This window comes from Acinetobacter sp. T63 (assembly GCF_053852345.1).
On the sequence record NZ_CM132659.1, the window covers coordinates 1,800,272 to 1,817,900 of the forward strand.

Sequence of the window (17,629 nt, forward strand, 5' to 3'; positions counted from 1 at the left end):
TAGCTAAATTTGTTAAGATGAAGCGCTTGTTGGGTCGTCAACAGCATCGACGTGCAGGATTTAAACACGATGTTTTATCTGCTCCAGCTGGCCCAAATGACATCCACGCGGTGAAAGCCATTCCAACACCCATGCGTTAATTGAAGGAACTGAATGTACATGAACATGCAAGAAATTGTGGCTGACTTATCTTCGCATACCCCGATGATGCAACAATATTTAAAAGTGAAGATGCAACATCCACATTCTTTAATGTTTTATCGAATGGGTGATTTCTACGAATTATTTTTTGATGATGCGCACAAGGCAGCCAAACTGTTAGGCATTACCCTGACCCATCGCGGTAAGGCCAATGGCCAGCCAATTCCGATGGCCGGCGTGCCCTATCATTCTGCCGAAGGTTATCTGGCGCGACTAGTCAAAAAAGGCGAAACCGTGGTGATCTGCGAGCAAATTGGCGAGGTAACTGGCAAAGGCCCGGTGGAACGTGGCGTAGTACGGATTATTACCCCCGGCACACTCACCGACGATGCCCTGCTCAACAGCTATCAATCTTCCAATCTGGTCGCGCTCTGTTTACAGCAGAACCAGATCGGGATTGCACTGCTAGATTTAAGTGCCGGTATTTTCAAGGTCCAGCAGCAGGAGTATCAACCGGAACAGCTGGCGATTGAACTGTCGCGTCTCATGCCAAGCGAAATTGTGGTCGATGAAGATATTGTCGATCCGAATATCATCGAGTCTGTTAAAAAACAGCTGGATTGCCCGGTTACCAAACGTCCAAATGTCGATTTTAACCTGAATAATGCCCAGAAAACCCTGTGTGACCAGCTAGGCGTAGCTACCCTATCTGGCTTTGGGATTGATCATTTGCCTTTGGCCAAAGCCGCCGCCGCCGCCTTGATTCACTATGCCAAAGAAACCCAAAGAACGGCGTTGCCGCATATCCGCTCGATTCAGCTGGAACAAAGTAGCGATTTTATTGCGCTAGACCCGGTGACCCGGCGTAATCTGGAACTGATTGAACCTTTATTTGAACACGGCACCTCACTGTTTCAGCTGATTAATGACTGCCAGACCGCGATGGGTGGTCGTCTACTTAGCCGCACCTTAATGCAACCGCTACGTGATACCGCACTGCTGGATGCAAGGCTGGATGCGACCGAAGCGATTTTAACCGGTTATCACGATGCACCAATTCGTCTGGTACTGAAAGAAATTAGTGATATTGAACGTGTGCTGAGCCGGGTCGCTTTAGGCAGTGCGCGCCCACGTGATCTGGTGCAGCTGCGTCAGGCCTGTGCCCAGATTCCGTATTTACGTCATGCCGTGCAGCCGATTGTCAGTGCCGGCCAATCCAAATATTTACAACAGCTGAATGAAGAACTGGGCGATTTTCAGGGCCTTTACCAGCGTTTAATGGCGGCCATTGTGGAACAGCCACCGGTGTTGCTGCGTGATGGTAATGTCATTGCCGAAGGCTTTGACAGCGAGCTGGATGAGTTACGTCAAATCCGTGATCATGCCGGCCAGTTCCTGATTGATCTGGAAATTCAGGAGCGTGAACGTACTGGCATCAACACGCTTAAAATTGGCTATAACCGCGTTAGTGGCTACTATATTGAACTGTCCCGTGCGCAGGCTGAACAGGCACCGGAGCATTATATTCGCCGTCAGACCTTAAAAAATGCCGAGCGTTATATCACCCCGGAACTGAAAAGTTTTGAAGATAAGGTATTGTCGAGTGAATCACGCGCGCTGGCACGGGAAAAAATGCTGTTTGAAATGCTGCTGGATGAGCTGCGTCAGGACATTGGCAATTTGCAGATGATGAGCAGCGCCATTGCCCAGATTGATGTGCTGGCCAACTTTGCCCATCAGGCCCGCCTGAAAAACTGGACCCGTCCGGAATTTTCACCGGAAATTGGAGTCAAGATTGTCGCCGGCCGTCATCCAGTGGTGGAAGCCTTGAGCAAAACCGCATTTACCCCAAATGACACCACACTGGATTTTAACCATCGTATGGCAATTATTACCGGGCCGAATATGGGCGGTAAATCGACCTTTATGCGCCAGACCGCACTAATTGCCCTGCTTGGCTATTGTGGCAGTTATGTGCCGGCTCAAGCTGCGGTGCTAGGTCCGATTGACCGGATTTTCACCCGGATTGGTTCGGCCGATGACCTGTCTACCGGTAAATCAACCTTTATGGTGGAAATGACCGAAACCTCGCAAATTCTGCATCATGCCACCAATCAGTCACTGGTGCTGATGGATGAAGTCGGCCGTGGCACCAGTACCTATGATGGCCTGTCCCTGGCCTGGGCCTGTGTGCTGGATTTAACCAAACGGATCAAATGCTTATGCCTGTTCGCTACGCATTATTTCGAGCTGACCGAGCTGGGCAAAGAATCAGGTATTGATAATTATCATGTTACGGCCAAAGAACTCAATGGCAACCTGATTTTACTGCATAAAGTCCAGCAGGGTCCGGCCAGCCAGAGTCATGGTTTGCAGGTGGCCAAACTGGCTGGTATTCCTGCCAATGTGATTAAAGAAGCACAAAATCGCCTGAAGATTCTGGAAAAGCAGTCACATCAGTCGGTACAAAAATCGGTCCAGCATGATTTATTCAGTGAACCGATGGTAGAAACTGAAGTGATTGAACGGATTGTCGAAGTTGAAAAACCATCACCGGCCCTCGAAGCCTTACGCCAACTGGATGTCGATAATCTCACCCCACGTCAGGCTCTAGAGCAATTGTATGCCCTGAAAGAGCAGCTAAACGCCTGATTCAAGACTTGAATTTCATATATGGAAAGGCTCTCATTTGAGAGTCTTTTTCATTTATAAGTTTTTTTGATGGTTTTATAGCACTTTTATCAAATTTAGTAGCACTGTCTATATCAAATATCAGTAAAAGCAATTGTTAGTTCACATCATTTTTGCCTAAAATACAGCTTAGTTATTAGAACCATATTTTTAGGTAGCTGTCGCCATGACATTTGTTGTCACTGAAAACTGTATTAAATGTAAATATCAAGACTGTGTAGAAGTATGCCCTGTAGATTGTTTCTATGAAGGTCCAAACTTCCTGGTGATTAACCCGGATGAATGTATCGACTGCGCACTGTGTGAACCTGAGTGTCCAGCCAATGCGATTTTCTCGGAAGATGAGCTACCAGAAGGTCAGGAAGTATTTATCGAGCTGAATGCTGAACTGGCAGAAAAATGGCCAAATATCACGCAAATTGGTGAACAGCCTGCTGACCGTGAAGAATGGAATGGCAAGCCAGACAAATTACAATACTTAGAAAAGTAATTTTAAAAAGATCAGCAAAAGCTGATCTTTTTTTATACCTAAAACACACATTTGATTGCAATATTTTCAATTTTTACCGAAGCTTTTAGATTAGAATGCTTAGGATTTTAGTAAACGTTTGATTTGCATAATGACGCAATTTCTCAAGGCGGTGCTCTCGCTCAGCATCGTGCCCCTGATCATGCTCGGATGTACAACCACACCGCAGAAAGGGAAAACGATTCATTCGCCTGATGGAAAACGGATTTATATCCCACAAGAAAAAATCAGCTATGAACGCAAGGTCGCACCAAAAGTGGTGCCCTATGCCTATAACAGCTGGATTGCCGTGACCGATAACCTGCGCCAGGTCCGCGAATATGAAAAATTCCTGAATGCTGAAGGCGTCGGCAATATTATTCCAAGTTTTGAATTACTGCGCACCGCACGTGACTGGCAAAAATGTGGCCGCTCGCAATACATGGTGCCCAACCGCGAATTATGGCGCAATCAGATTCCAACCTTAAAAGTCTTTAAATATCTGGTTGCCTCCAAAGTCCTGACCGATTTTGAAGTCACTTCAGTCTATCGCGATTTACCGCTGAACCAGTGCGCCGGTGGTGCCAGTTCCTCACGGCATTTATATAATTCCGCTATTGATTTCCGGATTGGGCCGGAATTTCCACAGCCGCAAGATTATGCCTTTATTGAAAATACCAAGTTCAGACTGTGCCAGTTCTGGACCCAGTATGGTCAAAGCCTGAATATGGGCTTGGGACTGTATGCTTCAGGGCAAATCCATATTGATACGCAGGGCTATCGTACCTGGGGACCGGATTTAAGCCGCTATTCGTCAATGTGCTATTACGAATAAATCCGGATCTGAATACGGAGGTGCTGCGGCACCTCTTTTTATGTCTATTAATTGCAACTCTCCCGATAAAAATTGCACTCTAGGGGGAAAAGTTTAAAATGCATGCATTGCAACAAAGGTGCCCCCGACTATGAAACAAATGTGGACCGACCTCGACCACTACATCGAAACACATTTAATTCCTGAAGATCCGATTCTGACCCAAACCTTAAAACATACCGATGATCGGGGTTATCCGGATCACCTTGCTGTTGCGCCCAACCAGGGCATGTTGTTACAGATGTTAATTCAGATGAACGGCTGTAAACGTATTCTGGAACTTGGTACCTTTGCTGCCTATAGCACCATGTGGCTGGCACGTGCCTTGCCGGAAGATGGCTATATTCTGACTATTGAAGGTCGTGATGCACACGCCGCCGTGGCACAGGAAAATATTGATCAGGCCAAGCTGAAACAGACTATTGATTTGCGTGTGGGCCGCGCCGCCGATATTTTAAAAAGCCTGCCAGCTGATACTGCCCCGTTTGACTTTATTTTTATTGATGCGGATAAACAGAGCTATCCGGAATATCTGGAACTGAGCCTGAATCTGTCACGCTCCGGCACCTTAATTTTTCTGGACAATGTAATTCGAGCCGGTGACATCATCAATCCGGACAATCACAAGCCCAGCATTGAAGGCATTCGCGAGATGTTTAAGCTGATGCAGGAGCATCCACGTTTATTGTCCTCAACTGCCTTGCAAACGGTAGGCAGCAAAGGGCATGATGGCTTTGCCTTGGCCATCGTTAAATAAGGCCCAAACAGAACAAAAAACACACAAAATAATATTTATTTTATTTTTTATAAACTTACATATACTGTCCATATAGTTATCCACAATAAATGCGGATAACCTTGGACAGTAATTCATCAGATGCGTGTAAGATATTTGGGCTTTATTTCACCACCAGTAACGGCACATTCGAATTCCGGAAAATGGTGGTGGTAATACTGCCCAGGAAAAACTGATGGATTTTGCTATGACTAAAGGCCCCAAGCAAAATTAGCTGAATACCATGTTCACGCTGATAATCCAGAATATTCTCCGCCACATCGCCATAACGATATTCCACCACCACATCTAAACCAGCGGCTTTTAAATACTGGGTCGGCTCATTCAATATTTCCGGATGATCACCCACATACAGCAAATGACATTGCAGCAGACGCAGCAAATCACTTTGGGTGATGCGCTTCATGATTTTTAAGCAGGTTGGTGAATATTCATAAGCGAAAATAAAACGGGTTGGCGGTTTAAACTGCTCGCCCACCGTCATAACGGCACAATTGGCCCCGCGGATAAAGTTTTCGACGTTACTGCCCAGGGCTTTATTGCGTTCGGCGGAACGCTCCCCAACCCGGCCGATGACCGCAATATCATCTTCTTGCAAGACATTAAAACTTTGTTCAAGAAAATCGCCTTTTTCCTGAATCTGGGTCGGCACGATATTATATTTTTGCTGCACCATCTCGGAAATATGACGCAGTAGATTATTGCTATATTCTAGCGCAATGTCGCTCTGCTTCTGTTCCAGCTCGGCCAGTTCCTTCAATAACATGGCATTGCTTTCAAAACCAATGACCCCGCTAATTTCACCTAAGTGATAACTGGCCGGATAATAGTCCAGCACCTGTAACAGCACCAGTTCCCGCTGGGTCTGCTTGGCTATCCACGCTGCGGCTTCCGCGAGTGCATTGATACAGGGTGAAGAATCAATACAGGCAATTACTCGTTTCATTGTCGCCTCTCTTGTTGCCTGTCTGCCAGGCTTTCGTTTTAATTGTTATCTAAAACTTAGCATAAGTCCTCAGCGGATGACATGACAAAATGTAAATAAAACACAGACATTTGAAGATAGAGAGCTATGTATGAGATTAATCACGATAACGAATCAAACGTGCCGGATTCCCTGCCACAATGGCCCGGCTTTCAATATCTTTGGTGACCATGCTGTGCATGCCGACAACCGCATGGGCACCAATTTTAATACCATCCTTAACGCCGACATGAGCACCCAGCCAGACATCGCGTTCAATTTCGATGCCCTGCGAACGTACTGGCTGCTGGTAAATTGGCTGAGCTAAATCCATGCCATGATCAAAGGCATATAAATGGCAATAGGCGGCAATACGCACCTGATCATGAATCTTAATCCCGACCCGGCCCCCATCTAGAATACTATGATGATTAATCGCCACTTCACTGCCAATATGCAGCGGACCATGCAAGGTACAATCTGCAGCAATAAAAGTATTATCCCCGATGCTAATTTTACGTCCCGGTTCGGCAAAAATATGCGCCAGCGGTGAAATAAAGCAGTTCTCGCCAATTTCTACCGTTTCCATCTCCATCAAATAGGCCTGATAGTCTTTTTGCCAGGCTTCGGCCCAAACCCGGTTTTTCGGTTTCAGCGACCAGTACAGCCATGGCATATAATTCAGCCGATGTTTATGCTGTTCCCGATATTTCAGCAAAGGATCATGTTCAGTCATCTGCTGGCTCCTCCATGACTTTGAGCTGTTCCCGGCCGCGGGTAACGTCCTGAATTTTTAAGGCCAAAGGCTCAATCTGATGCACCTGTAATAAGGCATTGACCTGCACGCCATCTGCCCCGTACTGTTCCTGAAACTCGATATTCTGGCTATTCAGTTCATATTGAAAAATGGCCCATTCATTAAACTGGCACTGAAACTCGACTTTTTTCTTTTCAATCAGTTCAATTTTTTCTGCCAGCAGCAGGCATTGCCCGGCACAACCGCCATAGGCACGCACTAGGCCACCGGTGCCAAGTTTAATCCCGCCATACCAGCGATTGACCAGCACCAGCACATTGGTCAGCTCATTGCCCTCAATGGTAGCCAGAATAGGTCGGCCGGCAGTGCCAGAAGGTTCACCATCATCATTAAAACGCACCTGATGGCCAATTTTCCATGCCCAGCATTGATGGGTAGTGGTCAGGTCTTTGTTGGCTTCCAGAAAATCTTTAACCGCCTGTTCGTTTTCTACCGGTACGGCAATGGCCTCAAAACGGCTCTTTTTAATATCTTCTTCAAAGCGAACAAGGGAGGCAATGGTAAATGGCATAACACAGCTAAAATGCAATAATCTCTGAAATTATAACGTGTTTTCAGGCAAATTTTGGCAATAAAAAACCTCCCAAACTGGGAGGTTATGTTGAGTTGACGATTAACGCTCGCGTAATGCTTCCTGGGCCTTGTTAAACGGTTTAATCAGATAATCCAGTACGGTTTTAGAACCAGTTTTAATATCGACCGTGGCCACCATTCCGGGGGTAATACTGAACTGCTGGCCAGATTTATTGGTCAGTTTATCGGTATCAGTCCGGATATAGACCCGGTAATAAAACTGGTCCTGCTTGACTTCATCACGGATGGTATCCGGTGAAATCACCGTGACCTTCCCCTTTAAACCGCCATAAATCGAATAATCATAGGCGGTAATTTTGACCAATGCTTCCTGGTCTGGGCGAATAAATGCAATATCCTGCGGCGAGATACGCGCTTCAATTAATAACTGTTCATCTAAAGGCACAATGGTCATTAACTTGCCATTTTGCGGCACGACCCCGCCAATGGTCATCACATCAATTTCCTTGACCACACCCCGTACCGGCGACTTGAATACTGTGCGGTTCAAAGTGTCGGACTTGCCACGTACCACCTGTTGCTGGGTCTGTACATCGGTACTGGACTTGGACAGCTCTTCACGCGCTTTGACATAATACTGGTTACGAATATCATTCATCTGGTTACGCAGGTCATTGGCCTCGCGTTTCAGACGCAACACTTCCACTTCACTGGCCGCACCTTTGGCCACCAAGGGTTCAGTCATACGCAATTCCTGCTCGACCAGCACCAGAGCCTGCCGTAAACCGGCCAGCGATTCTTCTAAGTTGGCCCGACGCGAATTGTATAAAGCGGTTTCCTGCTGTACCAGTTTGGGCTCTTTTAACACTTCTTCCGGAAAAACCAGGGGTGTGCCATTTACTTCAGCGCGTAACCGGGCCGAAGTCGCCAAGGAAGATACCAGCAAAGATTCCGATTCCCCCACATTAGAAGCAAACCGGGTCGGGTCCAGCTGGGCCAGCACCTGCCCACGGTTAACAATTTCCCCTTCGCGGACATTCAAGGTGGTGAGAATCCCGCCTTCTAAGGACTGTACCACCTGCTCTTTCGAAGATGGCACCACTTTACCAGTGCCGGTAGATACTTCTTCCAGCTTGAATAGCCAGGCCCAGAGTAGCAAAACTGCCAGTCCAATACAGATAATCCAGATAAACAGACTGGCTTTAGGTAAAGGTGGCTCCAGCTCGGTCACCTGCATTGAACGTTTGCTTAATTGTTCACTCATGACTTCGCTCCTGCCATCTGACGTGGTTGAGATGCAGACTGATTAAGAATCTGGCCTCGTGGCCCGTCCATCACAATTTTTCCATCATTGACCACAATAATCCGGTCCACCAGCTCTAACACTGCACGGCGATGGGTGGCCACCACCAAAGTCCGGTGCCCGAGCCACATTTTCAAATGATCAATCAACTGTTTCTCGGAGACATCATCAATTGCAGCCGTCGGTTCATCCAGCAATAAAATATTCGGCTGACGCAGCAGCAAACGTGCCAGCAGCAAGGCCTGTTTCTGACCGCCAGAGAACCCCACACCACCTTCCAGAATCAGATGGTCCAGCCCTTCTTTATTTTCCTGCACAAAGGCCAGCGCACCAGTAATTCGAAGTGCCTGCAAAATATCGTCATCATTGGCCAACGGTGCACCCAAGGTCAGGTTTTCCCGCACTGTGCCAAAAAACAGATGTGCATTCTGATTCAAGAGGCCCATATCACGGCGTACATCAGCAGGATCAATCAGACCCAACTCTACGCCATCGAGTTTAATTTTGCCCTGATTCGGGGTTTGCATGCCGGAAAAAAGCTGCAACAAGGTAGATTTCCCGGCACCATTCCGGCCCAGAATAGCAATTTTTTCACCGGCTTTAATTTCGAGCTTGGGCACCATCAAGGTTGGTTTAGGATCATCTTCGCCATATTTAAAGCTGACCCCGCTTAATTCATAATGACCATTTAACACCGGACGATGAATTAAGTGGCTATGTTCCGGCTGATCAACCGGTTTTTTCATTAATTCATCCAGTCCCTGTTTCGCCACTTTGGCCTGTTGTAAACGGCCCAGCACGCCGGCAATCTGTGAAATGGGCGCCAGCATCCGTGAAGATAAAATTGAACAGGCCACCAGAGCACCCGTGGTCATTTCCCCATCCATCACCGCAAAACAGCCCACCAGCACCACAATCGCAAAGGTTAGCCCCTGAATTTTCTGGGTCCAAGCCGTCATCACCCCAACAATTTTACGCTGACGCAGGGCAATATCGGCGGAAACTTCATTCATATGATTCCACTGATTCTGGAAGCGGGCTTCGGCGCGTAATAACTTGATGTCTTCAATGCCCTGTACCGATTCCACCAGCATGGCATTGCGGATTGCGCCTTCACGCATCCCCTCATTGGCCAGTTTAGCCAGAGGCTTTTGCGCCAGAATGCCCGGAATAATCATGAGCGGTACCACAATCAGCATGACCCAGAACAGGTTCCCGCCAATCACCCAGAACACGCCAAGGAACAGCAGGAAGAAAGGCAAATCAGCGATTGCAGAAATGGTGGTCGACGTCACCAGTTCACGCACCCCTTCTAGTTCACGGATTTGTGAAATAAAGGTCCCAGTCGATTTGGAGCGTTCACTGTTTTTAATCCGTAGCGCATGCCCATAGACCCGGTCTGAAATACGCAGATCAGCGCGCTTGCCGACAATATCGGAGAGATAAATCCGTGCGACCCTTAAACTAAACTCGAAAATGGCCGCAATCAGCACCCCGCCTGCCAATACCCACAAGGTTGGAACCGATTGCGCCGGAATTACCCGGTCATAGACATTCATCGAAAACAGGATGGTGGCCAGTGCCAGAATATTGGCCATCAGGGATGGCAAACATTACATCGATATAACGTTTCCAGTCCCGTAGCACAATTGACCAGAACCAGTTATCTTCATAGGGTTTGACATATTCATCTACCCGCGCATCGGGAACCGATTTTTCCGGGCGCAGGATATAGACATGCCACACATGCTCCGCCAAAGTATCGCTGGCCAGCGTTTGTGATAAACTCTGATCGCCACTGAACTGAATGCTCAGGTTGCCTTCGGCATCGACCTTGTCAATTACGCCCACCTGACCATCCTGGAATTCAACCAGTACCGGCAAACGCCAGGGATTGATCACTTCGGCGCTAAAGTCGGTTTTGCGCAGACTTAGGCCCACCTGACGGGCAATCAGATTTAAAATATCATCAATATTCTGGTTCGGATTCCAGTCCAGCTGCAAGCGGATACGTTCTGCGGATGGTTCAATCCGGTAATGCTTGGCAATGCTCAGTACTGCTTGAAGCCACGGTTGATAATTTATTTTAGTACTCATGGCTGAACTTCAAGCCCCTGAATGGATATATGGTTTAAATCATAAATATCGCGTGTCCGTCCGGTAATGGAGATATAGCGCGCAATGGCGGCTTAAATATCAAAACGCGTATTTTCAATTTCCTGGGCGGCACTATGAATTGCCTGTTCGGCATTCAGTAAATCGACAGCTGAGCGCGTGCCTAATTTATATTGTTCCTGATACAGCTCTTTGGTCTGGATGGTGGTGGCCTGACGCTTGACCAGAATATTCATCTGGCGCTGCTTGTTCTGGATTTCTTCACGCAGCATGCGGGTTTCATCCAGCACCTCTAGATACACACTATTGACCCGTGCCTTGGCCGCTTCTTCTGCATAACTGGCCGCCCGGGTTTGTGACGCAATTGCGCCGCCCTGATAAAAGTTGCTATTGGCTTCCAGCATGATCGAATTATAGAGGCCATCATCTTCATTGTTATTTGGATTACGACCATTGATGGCCTGACTTATAGAACCTTTCACATTTAAAGTGGGATAAGCACTTAAACGTGATTGCTGCTTGCGTAATTTGGCCACTTCAACTTCAGCCTGAGCAGCGATTAGTCCGGGAATCTGCTGAAAAACCGGCTCTGAATATAATTGCGCCTCTTTCACCAGCCGCTCTGGAATCTGCCAGTTACGCTATTGGTGATTTCCGCAATGCGGGCAATCCCCTGAATCTGCTCTTCGGCAATACGGGTAATTTCCTGATAGCGTTTGATATTAATCATGGCATTGGCAGTCTGGTAAGCAATATCATCAATACTGACCAGCACATTGGCCTGCTCTGCGGCTAAACGGGCCTGTTCCAGATTGACACTGCTTTTGACCTTGCCAAAATCATAGAGCATTTGCGTGGCATTCAGGCTCAGCAGCTGACGGCCGCGCTCGCCTTTGGTCAGGTCCGCTGTGGAAATACCACCAGATAATTGTGGATAATAACCGGACTTCGCCACATCAATACTGGCATTCTGGGCTGCCAGAGTGGAAATGGCCTGGGAAATTTCAGGATGACGCTGAACAGCGGTCCGAATGGTGTCATTAAAACTCAAAGGCTGTTGCACAGAGGATCGGGCGGGTGCCGCAGTTTCTGAAACAGATGATGCTGGCACTACCCGGGGCATTTCCTGAATATTTTGTGTATCGAGCTGAAACTGGCTCAGCTCACTAATACGAACCCGATTAAAATTCTGGTCAGATTGGGGGCTAAAAATAGAGGCAAAATGCTGTTTTAAAGATGAATCTTCATGCGTGGAACTTTGTTCGGCCATCGACGGTTCAGTCAGACCACTGAACAATAAGATTCCCCCAAATAGCATATACTTAACTTTATTTTTTTGGCCTATTACGGCTCTTGTATTACTCATCATTATAATTAAACGAATACGATGAAATATTTTGTGAAAGTTTAATGCTTTTTTAATTTAATTTTTTATATTTTTTCAACTTTATGACATTTAACAGATAAAACACACATCACAGCGAACCATGATGTGTATATTTTAATAACTACACCCTAAAATCTTCACCTAGGTAGACCTGTTTCACAGTTTCATTTTCCAGAATTTCCTGTGGAGTTCCTTCGGCAATCACTGCACCTTCACTGACAATATAGGCACGTTCACAAATTGCCAATGTTTCACGCACGTTATGGTCGGTAATTAATACACCAATTCCGCGATCTTTAAGGGTACTAATAATATCTTTAATATCCCCGACAGAAATCGGGTCTACCCCGGCAAAAGGTTCATCCAGCAACATGAATTTCGGATCGGCAGCCAAAGCACGGGCGATTTCTGCACGACGTCGCTCACCACCCGATACACTCATGCCCAGTGAATCTTTAATATGGGTAATTTTAAAGTCGGCCAGCAGTTCGGTTAAACGTTGCTGACGCTGCTGCTTGTTTAAGTCTTTACGGGTTTCCAGAATCGACATGATATTTTCAGCAATGGTCAGTTTTCTGAAAATTGACGCCTCTTGTGGCAGGTAACCGATGCCTTTGCGCGCACGTTCATGCATGGCCAGGTCAGATAAATCCAGTTCATCCAGATGAATTTCCCCCTTGTCCATACGCACCAGACCAACCACCATATAGAAGCTGGTAGTTTTACCTGCACCATTTGGGCCAAGCAAGCCGACAATCTGGCCACTTTGCATACAGAAAGAAACATCTTTCACCACCCAGCGCTTACTGTAGTTTTTGGCCAGGTGTTTGATTGTCAGAGTTTGTGGCTGTACGACCTGATCCATTAATCGCGTGCTCCCGGGAATGATTTTGAACTGGATGGTGGAATCACAATCTGTACGCGACCTGAAGATGATCCGGTGTTGTTTGGCGTACCAATGGCTTCAATATCGCCTTTGTTCATACTATAACGCAAGGTATTGCCGCGAATACTGGCCCCATCCTGCTGTAAAAATGCCCCGCCCGACAAAGTAATAATACCGGTTTCCGCATTGTAGACAATTTTCTGCGCCTGACCTTTGGCCAGACCTTTATTCGGGTCAGTCTTTTGCTGGAACTGTGCCGGACTACCATTGGCGGTAATGGTGCTGATTTCTTTTTTACTGTTCAGATTGGCCACAATTGAATTGGCCTGCAAGCGCATTGTGCCCTGCTCGATAATCACATTACCGGTATAGGTGGTAATACCGGTACGCTCATTAAATGTCGCACGGTCAGCCACCAGGGTAATTGGCTGGTTCCGGTCTGAAGGCAAGGCCCAGGCTGTAGCTGAGGACAATACTGCCAAACCTACAAGCGCGGCTTTCTTCAGGAAAGTACGAGGTGTTGCAAGCTTCGGATTAACGTTCATATGTTCCTCGAATATTAAAAAATTCGTATTGACCATCATTCAAATTGGCTTTCAGTCCTTGGCTTACAAATTCAGCTTGTGGAGACTGCACCATCACCTGTTTATCGGTTTCAATTTCCCGACTGTCCGGATAGCCCGTCAATTCTGTCGTCTGCAGTTCTAATTGACCTTGCGCTAAGATTTTGGTGGCACGCACCTGGTCAGATAACACCACTTTTTCATTGTCATTATAGCCATGCGCCTGCTTGGCATAAAAAGTGGCATCAACTTTCCCTTCTTTATACATCGACGCATTCAGGTTCTGTAATTGAGAGGTCTGCTTTTGCATATCCTGCTCTAAACGGTCAACCTGAGCGCGAACATATAAATTCCCCTGTTCATCGGTTTGAGTCAGGTTAATCTGCTCCGCCGTATAGGTCATACTTCTGGAACCCTCGGTATCCAGTTTATTGCCTTTACCGCTGTAATAGTAATAACCACCACTTACAGCTGCAATTGCAATCGCAGTAATATATAAAACTCGGGTATCCATAAGTGGGGTTTTAACTCAACTCAATCAGAGGAATATCTTATTAATGAGGGATCGCGGTATACTTTTCAAGTAACTGTTCGTATACGCCTTTTGACATTAGGATCATATCGCAGATTTCACGTACCGCACCGCGGCCACCCTGCGCCTGAGTCACCAGATCAGCACGACGACGCACTTCAACATGACCATTCGGCACCGTGACTTTCATCCCGGCAATGGCAAAGGCAGATAAATCTGGCCAGTCATCGCCCATATACAGACAGTCTTCTGGTGCCAGATTCAGCTGGGCACAGGCTTCACGTAAAGCTACGCCTTTATCTTCACGGCCCTGATAAATCAGGTCCACACCCAAGGCATTCATACGTTTTTCAACAATATGGCTGGTACGCCCGGTAATGATGATGACTTTCACCCCGGCCTGCTGCACCAGTTTCATGCCCAGACCATCACGAATATCAAAGTTTTTAATTTCATCACCGCTATTGGTTAAGGTAACAAAGCCATCACTTAAAATACCATCGACATCTAAAACCAAAGCCTCAACGTGACGTGCCTGTTCCAATAAAATATACGATGCCATTTTTTAATTTACCCCGGCCTGAATCAGGTCATGCATACTGATCACACCAATCACCTGATGTGCATCATTGACCACTACAAATTGATTAATTTTTTTATCGCGTAACTGTGCCAGTGCTTCAACCGCACGGGCTTCCTGAGAAATGGTCGCAGGCTGCTTGATCATGACTTCAGCCACCGGCAGATGAATATCAAAGCCCTGCTGTTTGTCGATTAAACGGCGCAAATCACCATCAGTGAAAATTCCCAATAAGGTGTCCTGTTCATCCACCACCGTGGTCAGCCCCAAACGCTTGTCGGAAATTTCATACAGCACTTTGTTCATTGGGGTTTCTGGCGCGACTTTTGGCAGCTCGGCGCCGGTATGCATTAAGTGTTTGACATGCAACAGCAAGCGTTTACCCAAAGCACCCGCAGGATGGGAACGGGCGAAATCATCTGCGGTAAACCCACGCGCATCAAGTAAGGCCACAGCCAGTGCATCCCCTAAGGCCAATGTTGCGGTGGTGCTCGAGGTCGGTGCCAGACCCAGTGGGCAGGCTTCCTGAATGTTCCCTAAAGTTAAAGCCACATCGGCATTTTGTGGCATTGGGCCGCTGTCATCTCCGCTGATGGTAATTAACGGCACTTGCAGATGTTTGATCAGCGGCATCAGCATCATGATTTCATCACTTTTGCCAGAATTGGAGATGGCAATCAGCACATCACCCCGTACCAGCATGCCTAAATCGCCATGTCCTGCTTCGCCCGGATGCATAAAGAATGAAGGTGTACCGGTCGAGGCAAAAGTCGCCGCCATTTTACGGCCAATATGCCCGGATTTCCCCATACCGGTGATCACCACACGGCCTTTACATTGCAAAATAATTTCGCAGGCGCGGCTAAAGCGCTCATCAATTTGTGTGGCCAGTGTTTGCAGAGCTTGTTCTTCTATACGCAAGGTACTGAGCGCCACACCTTGAAAATCAATCGGGTTTGACATGTTTTCAGAATTCAAATTTTTAACCTTCGTTCAGGGCTGAACGGTCTTCATTCAAGCAGAAATTAATTTTCGCAATTTTAGCATATCTATGCAAATGTCACGTTTTTAAATGTATAAGATTTCACACGATTTCTTCATGATTCCGCCTGTTGCTGATAAACCACAGCACAGGAAGATGGTGAACATGAGTCTCATTTTTTAGCTCAGGCAGTTAAGGCGATTTTTAGTAAGGATAATGGATAATATTTCATATCTAGATAAAAACGCATAAAAAAAGCCTGAATCAGATGATTCAGGCTTTTTGAATTTTGGAGCGGGAAACGAGACTCGAACTCGCGACCCCAACCTTGGCAAGGTTGTGCTCTACCAACTGAGCTATTCCCGCAATATGGAAGTGCATTATAGAGAGTTTCATACAACTGTCAACTCTTTATGCTTCCAAGTGGCGATTTAATCAGCACGACGCCAAACGGTACCTTGACGGGTATCTTCCAGCACTACGCCCTGATCGAGCAAAGACTGACGGATTTCATCGGCACGGGCAAAGTTTTTGTCTTTTTTGGCATCTTTACGCTGTTGAATCAGATCTTCAATCTGTTCTTCAGATAAACCAAGTGCATCCTGGCCAATGTCTGACTTCAGGAATTCATCGACATTGTGCTGTACCAAACCAAGAATATTGGTCAGATGACGCAAGGTAGCATAGAAGAGTGCTGCCTGTTCGGCATTTTCTTCTTTCACCGCGCGGTTCAGTTCTTTATTCACTTCAAACAGCACTGCAATCGCTTCCGCGGTATTAAAATCATCCCGCATTGCGGTATTAAAGCGTTCGACCAATGTGTCATCTAGCGTTTCTAACAGCTTGTCGCCATACACGGCCCGATAGGCTTTAAATGAATGATAGAAACGGGACAGCGCCGTCTTGGCTTCTTTTAGTGCTACATCCGAGAAGTTCACCGGACTACGATAGTGTGAAGACACGATGAAATAACGGATCACTTCCGGATGGAATTTCTCCATCACATCCCGAATGGTGAAGAAGTTGCCGAGCGATTTTGACATTTTCTCGCCATCGACATTAATAAAGCCCACATGCATCCAGTAATTAACATACTGCTCACCGGTAGAGGCTTCAGACTGGGCAATTTCATTTTCATGATGCGGGAACATCAGGTCTGAACCACCACCATGAATATCAAAATGATTGCCCAGGCAGCAGGTCGACATCGCCGAACATTCAATATGCCAGCCCGGACGACCTTTGCCCCACGGTGATGGCCAGGCCGGTTCATTTTCTTTGGCATGTTTCCAGAGCACAAAGTCAAATGGATGTTTTTTCTCTACTTCGACATCGACACGCTCTGAAGCACCAGCCTGCATATCTTCCAGTTTACGACCGGATAAACGGCCATATTTTGCAAATTTTTCAACCTGGAAATAAACATCACCATTTGAAGCCGGATAAGCGGTGCCCTTGTCAACCAGATTGCCAATCATGTTTTGCATCTGGTCGATATAGTCAGTGGCACGCGGTGCTTCATCCGGAGCCAGACAGCCGAGGTTTTCTGCATCTTCATTCATGGCCTGAATAAAGCGGTCGGTTAAAGCGGTAATACTCTCGCCATTTTCATTGGCACGTTTGATAATTTTGTCGTCAATATCGGTGATATTGCGTACATATTTGACTTTCCAGCCCTGACTCCGCAAGAAACGGATGATGTAGTCAAATGCAACCATGACACGCGCGTGACCAATATGACAGTAGTCATACACGGTCATACCGCAGACATACATGTCGATCTGTCCATCGACGCGTGGCACGAATTCTACTTTTTTGCGCTGCTCTGAGTTATAGAGAACAAATGGTTGCATAGCTGTTCAAAAGACTTCAAATAAAAGGATGGTTCATCTTAACCTAAGCATTATTTTTCATAAAGTTTTCTCGTTATTTTTATCAAAAATCACTTATGCGGGC

General features: G+C 46.7%; 14 protein-coding genes, 1 tRNA gene and 2 pseudogenes. 4 read left to right on the top strand and 13 right to left on the bottom strand.

Going from position 1 to position 17,629, the window contains the following annotated elements:
* The first annotated feature begins 159 nt into the window (after positions 1 to 159).
* From mutS to ACVLR6_RS08725, 4 genes are all read left to right on the top strand, one after another.
* Positions 160 to 2,793 (top strand): DNA mismatch repair protein MutS, encoded by a 2,634-nt coding sequence (mutS, locus tag ACVLR6_RS08710; RefSeq protein ID WP_286409529.1) that lies wholly within the window; start codon positions 160 to 162, stop codon positions 2,791 to 2,793.
* A 205-nt stretch (positions 2,794 to 2,998) separates the two neighbouring features.
* The gene (gene fdxA / locus ACVLR6_RS08715) at positions 2,999 to 3,322 is read left to right on the top strand and encodes a ferredoxin FdxA (protein WP_005178805.1); all 324 of its coding nucleotides are present in this window, start codon (positions 2,999 to 3,001) and stop codon (positions 3,320 to 3,322) included.
* A gap of 130 nt (positions 3,323 to 3,452) precedes the next feature.
* Entirely contained in the window at positions 3,453 to 4,175 is a 723-nt protein-coding gene (locus tag ACVLR6_RS08720; protein WP_005178806.1) for a D-Ala-D-Ala carboxypeptidase family metallohydrolase, read from the top strand.
* 130 nt (positions 4,176 to 4,305) lie between these two features.
* Positions 4,306 to 4,971 (top strand): O-methyltransferase, encoded by a 666-nt coding sequence (locus ACVLR6_RS08725; protein ID WP_005178807.1) that lies wholly within the window; start codon positions 4,306 to 4,308, stop codon positions 4,969 to 4,971.
* Between the two features lie 142 nt (positions 4,972 to 5,113).
* Here ACVLR6_RS08725 and ACVLR6_RS08730 read toward each other — a convergent pair whose 3' ends face one another.
* The 13 genes and pseudogenes from ACVLR6_RS08730 to cysS all read right to left on the bottom strand — a co-directional run bounded on the left by ACVLR6_RS08730 (position 5,114) and on the right by cysS (position 17,526).
* Positions 5,114 to 5,956 carry a universal stress protein gene (locus tag ACVLR6_RS08730; protein ID WP_005178808.1) on the bottom strand — a complete coding sequence of 281 codons (843 nt, stop codon included), beginning with the start codon at positions 5,954 to 5,956 and terminating at the stop codon, positions 5,114 to 5,116.
* Positions 5,957 to 6,092: 136 nt separating this feature from the next.
* Positions 6,093 to 6,710: an acyltransferase gene (locus tag ACVLR6_RS08735; protein WP_104473705.1), complete on the bottom strand. Its 618-nt coding sequence runs from the start codon at positions 6,708 to 6,710 to the stop codon at positions 6,093 to 6,095.
* Complete coding sequence (locus ACVLR6_RS08740; protein ID WP_005178810.1) at positions 6,703 to 7,302, bottom strand: IMPACT family protein; 600 nt, start codon at positions 7,300 to 7,302, stop codon at positions 6,703 to 6,705. Before ACVLR6_RS08740 ends, ACVLR6_RS08735 begins: the two co-directional genes overlap by 8 nt.
* A gap of 102 nt (positions 7,303 to 7,404) precedes the next feature.
* Positions 7,405 to 8,589 (bottom strand): HlyD family efflux transporter periplasmic adaptor subunit, encoded by a 1,185-nt coding sequence (locus ACVLR6_RS08745; protein WP_455995000.1) that lies wholly within the window; start codon positions 8,587 to 8,589, stop codon positions 7,405 to 7,407.
* Positions 8,586 to 10,725: pseudogene (locus tag ACVLR6_RS08750) on the bottom strand (type I secretion system permease/ATPase). Before ACVLR6_RS08750 ends, ACVLR6_RS08745 begins: the two are co-directional and overlap by 4 nt.
* A pseudogene (locus ACVLR6_RS08755) lies at positions 10,722 to 12,109 on the bottom strand (TolC family protein). Before ACVLR6_RS08755 ends, ACVLR6_RS08750 begins: the two co-directional pseudogenes overlap by 4 nt.
* A 142-nt stretch (positions 12,110 to 12,251) precedes the next feature.
* On the bottom strand, positions 12,252 to 12,995 hold the full coding sequence (gene lptB, locus ACVLR6_RS08760) for an LPS export ABC transporter ATP-binding protein (RefSeq protein ID WP_075166901.1): 744 nt from the start codon (positions 12,993 to 12,995) through the stop codon (positions 12,252 to 12,254).
* Complete coding sequence (gene lptA / locus ACVLR6_RS08765; RefSeq protein ID WP_005178815.1) at positions 12,995 to 13,561, bottom strand: lipopolysaccharide transport periplasmic protein LptA; 567 nt, start codon at positions 13,559 to 13,561, stop codon at positions 12,995 to 12,997. The genes lptB and lptA overlap by 1 nt, the downstream gene beginning before the upstream one ends.
* Positions 13,551 to 14,093 carry an LPS export ABC transporter periplasmic protein LptC gene (gene lptC, locus ACVLR6_RS08770; protein ID WP_005178816.1) on the bottom strand — a complete coding sequence of 181 codons (543 nt, stop codon included), beginning with the start codon at positions 14,091 to 14,093 and terminating at the stop codon, positions 13,551 to 13,553. The genes lptA and lptC overlap by 11 nt, the downstream gene beginning before the upstream one ends.
* 40 nt (positions 14,094 to 14,133) lie before the next feature.
* Positions 14,134 to 14,673, bottom strand: coding sequence for a KdsC family phosphatase (locus tag ACVLR6_RS08775; protein ID WP_005178818.1), 540 nt, complete (start codon positions 14,671 to 14,673; stop codon positions 14,134 to 14,136).
* 3 nt (positions 14,674 to 14,676) lie between these two features.
* Positions 14,677 to 15,654, bottom strand: a complete 978-nt coding sequence (locus ACVLR6_RS08780; protein WP_005178820.1) for a KpsF/GutQ family sugar-phosphate isomerase — start codon at positions 15,652 to 15,654, stop codon at positions 14,677 to 14,679.
* Positions 15,655 to 15,963: 309 nt separating this feature from the next.
* Positions 15,964 to 16,039, bottom strand: a tRNA-Gly gene (locus ACVLR6_RS08785).
* Between the two features lie 65 nt (positions 16,040 to 16,104).
* Complete coding sequence (cysS, locus tag ACVLR6_RS08790) at positions 16,105 to 17,526, bottom strand: cysteine--tRNA ligase (RefSeq protein ID WP_455995004.1); 1,422 nt, start codon at positions 17,524 to 17,526, stop codon at positions 16,105 to 16,107.
* Between the last annotated feature and the right edge of the window lie 103 nt (positions 17,527 to 17,629).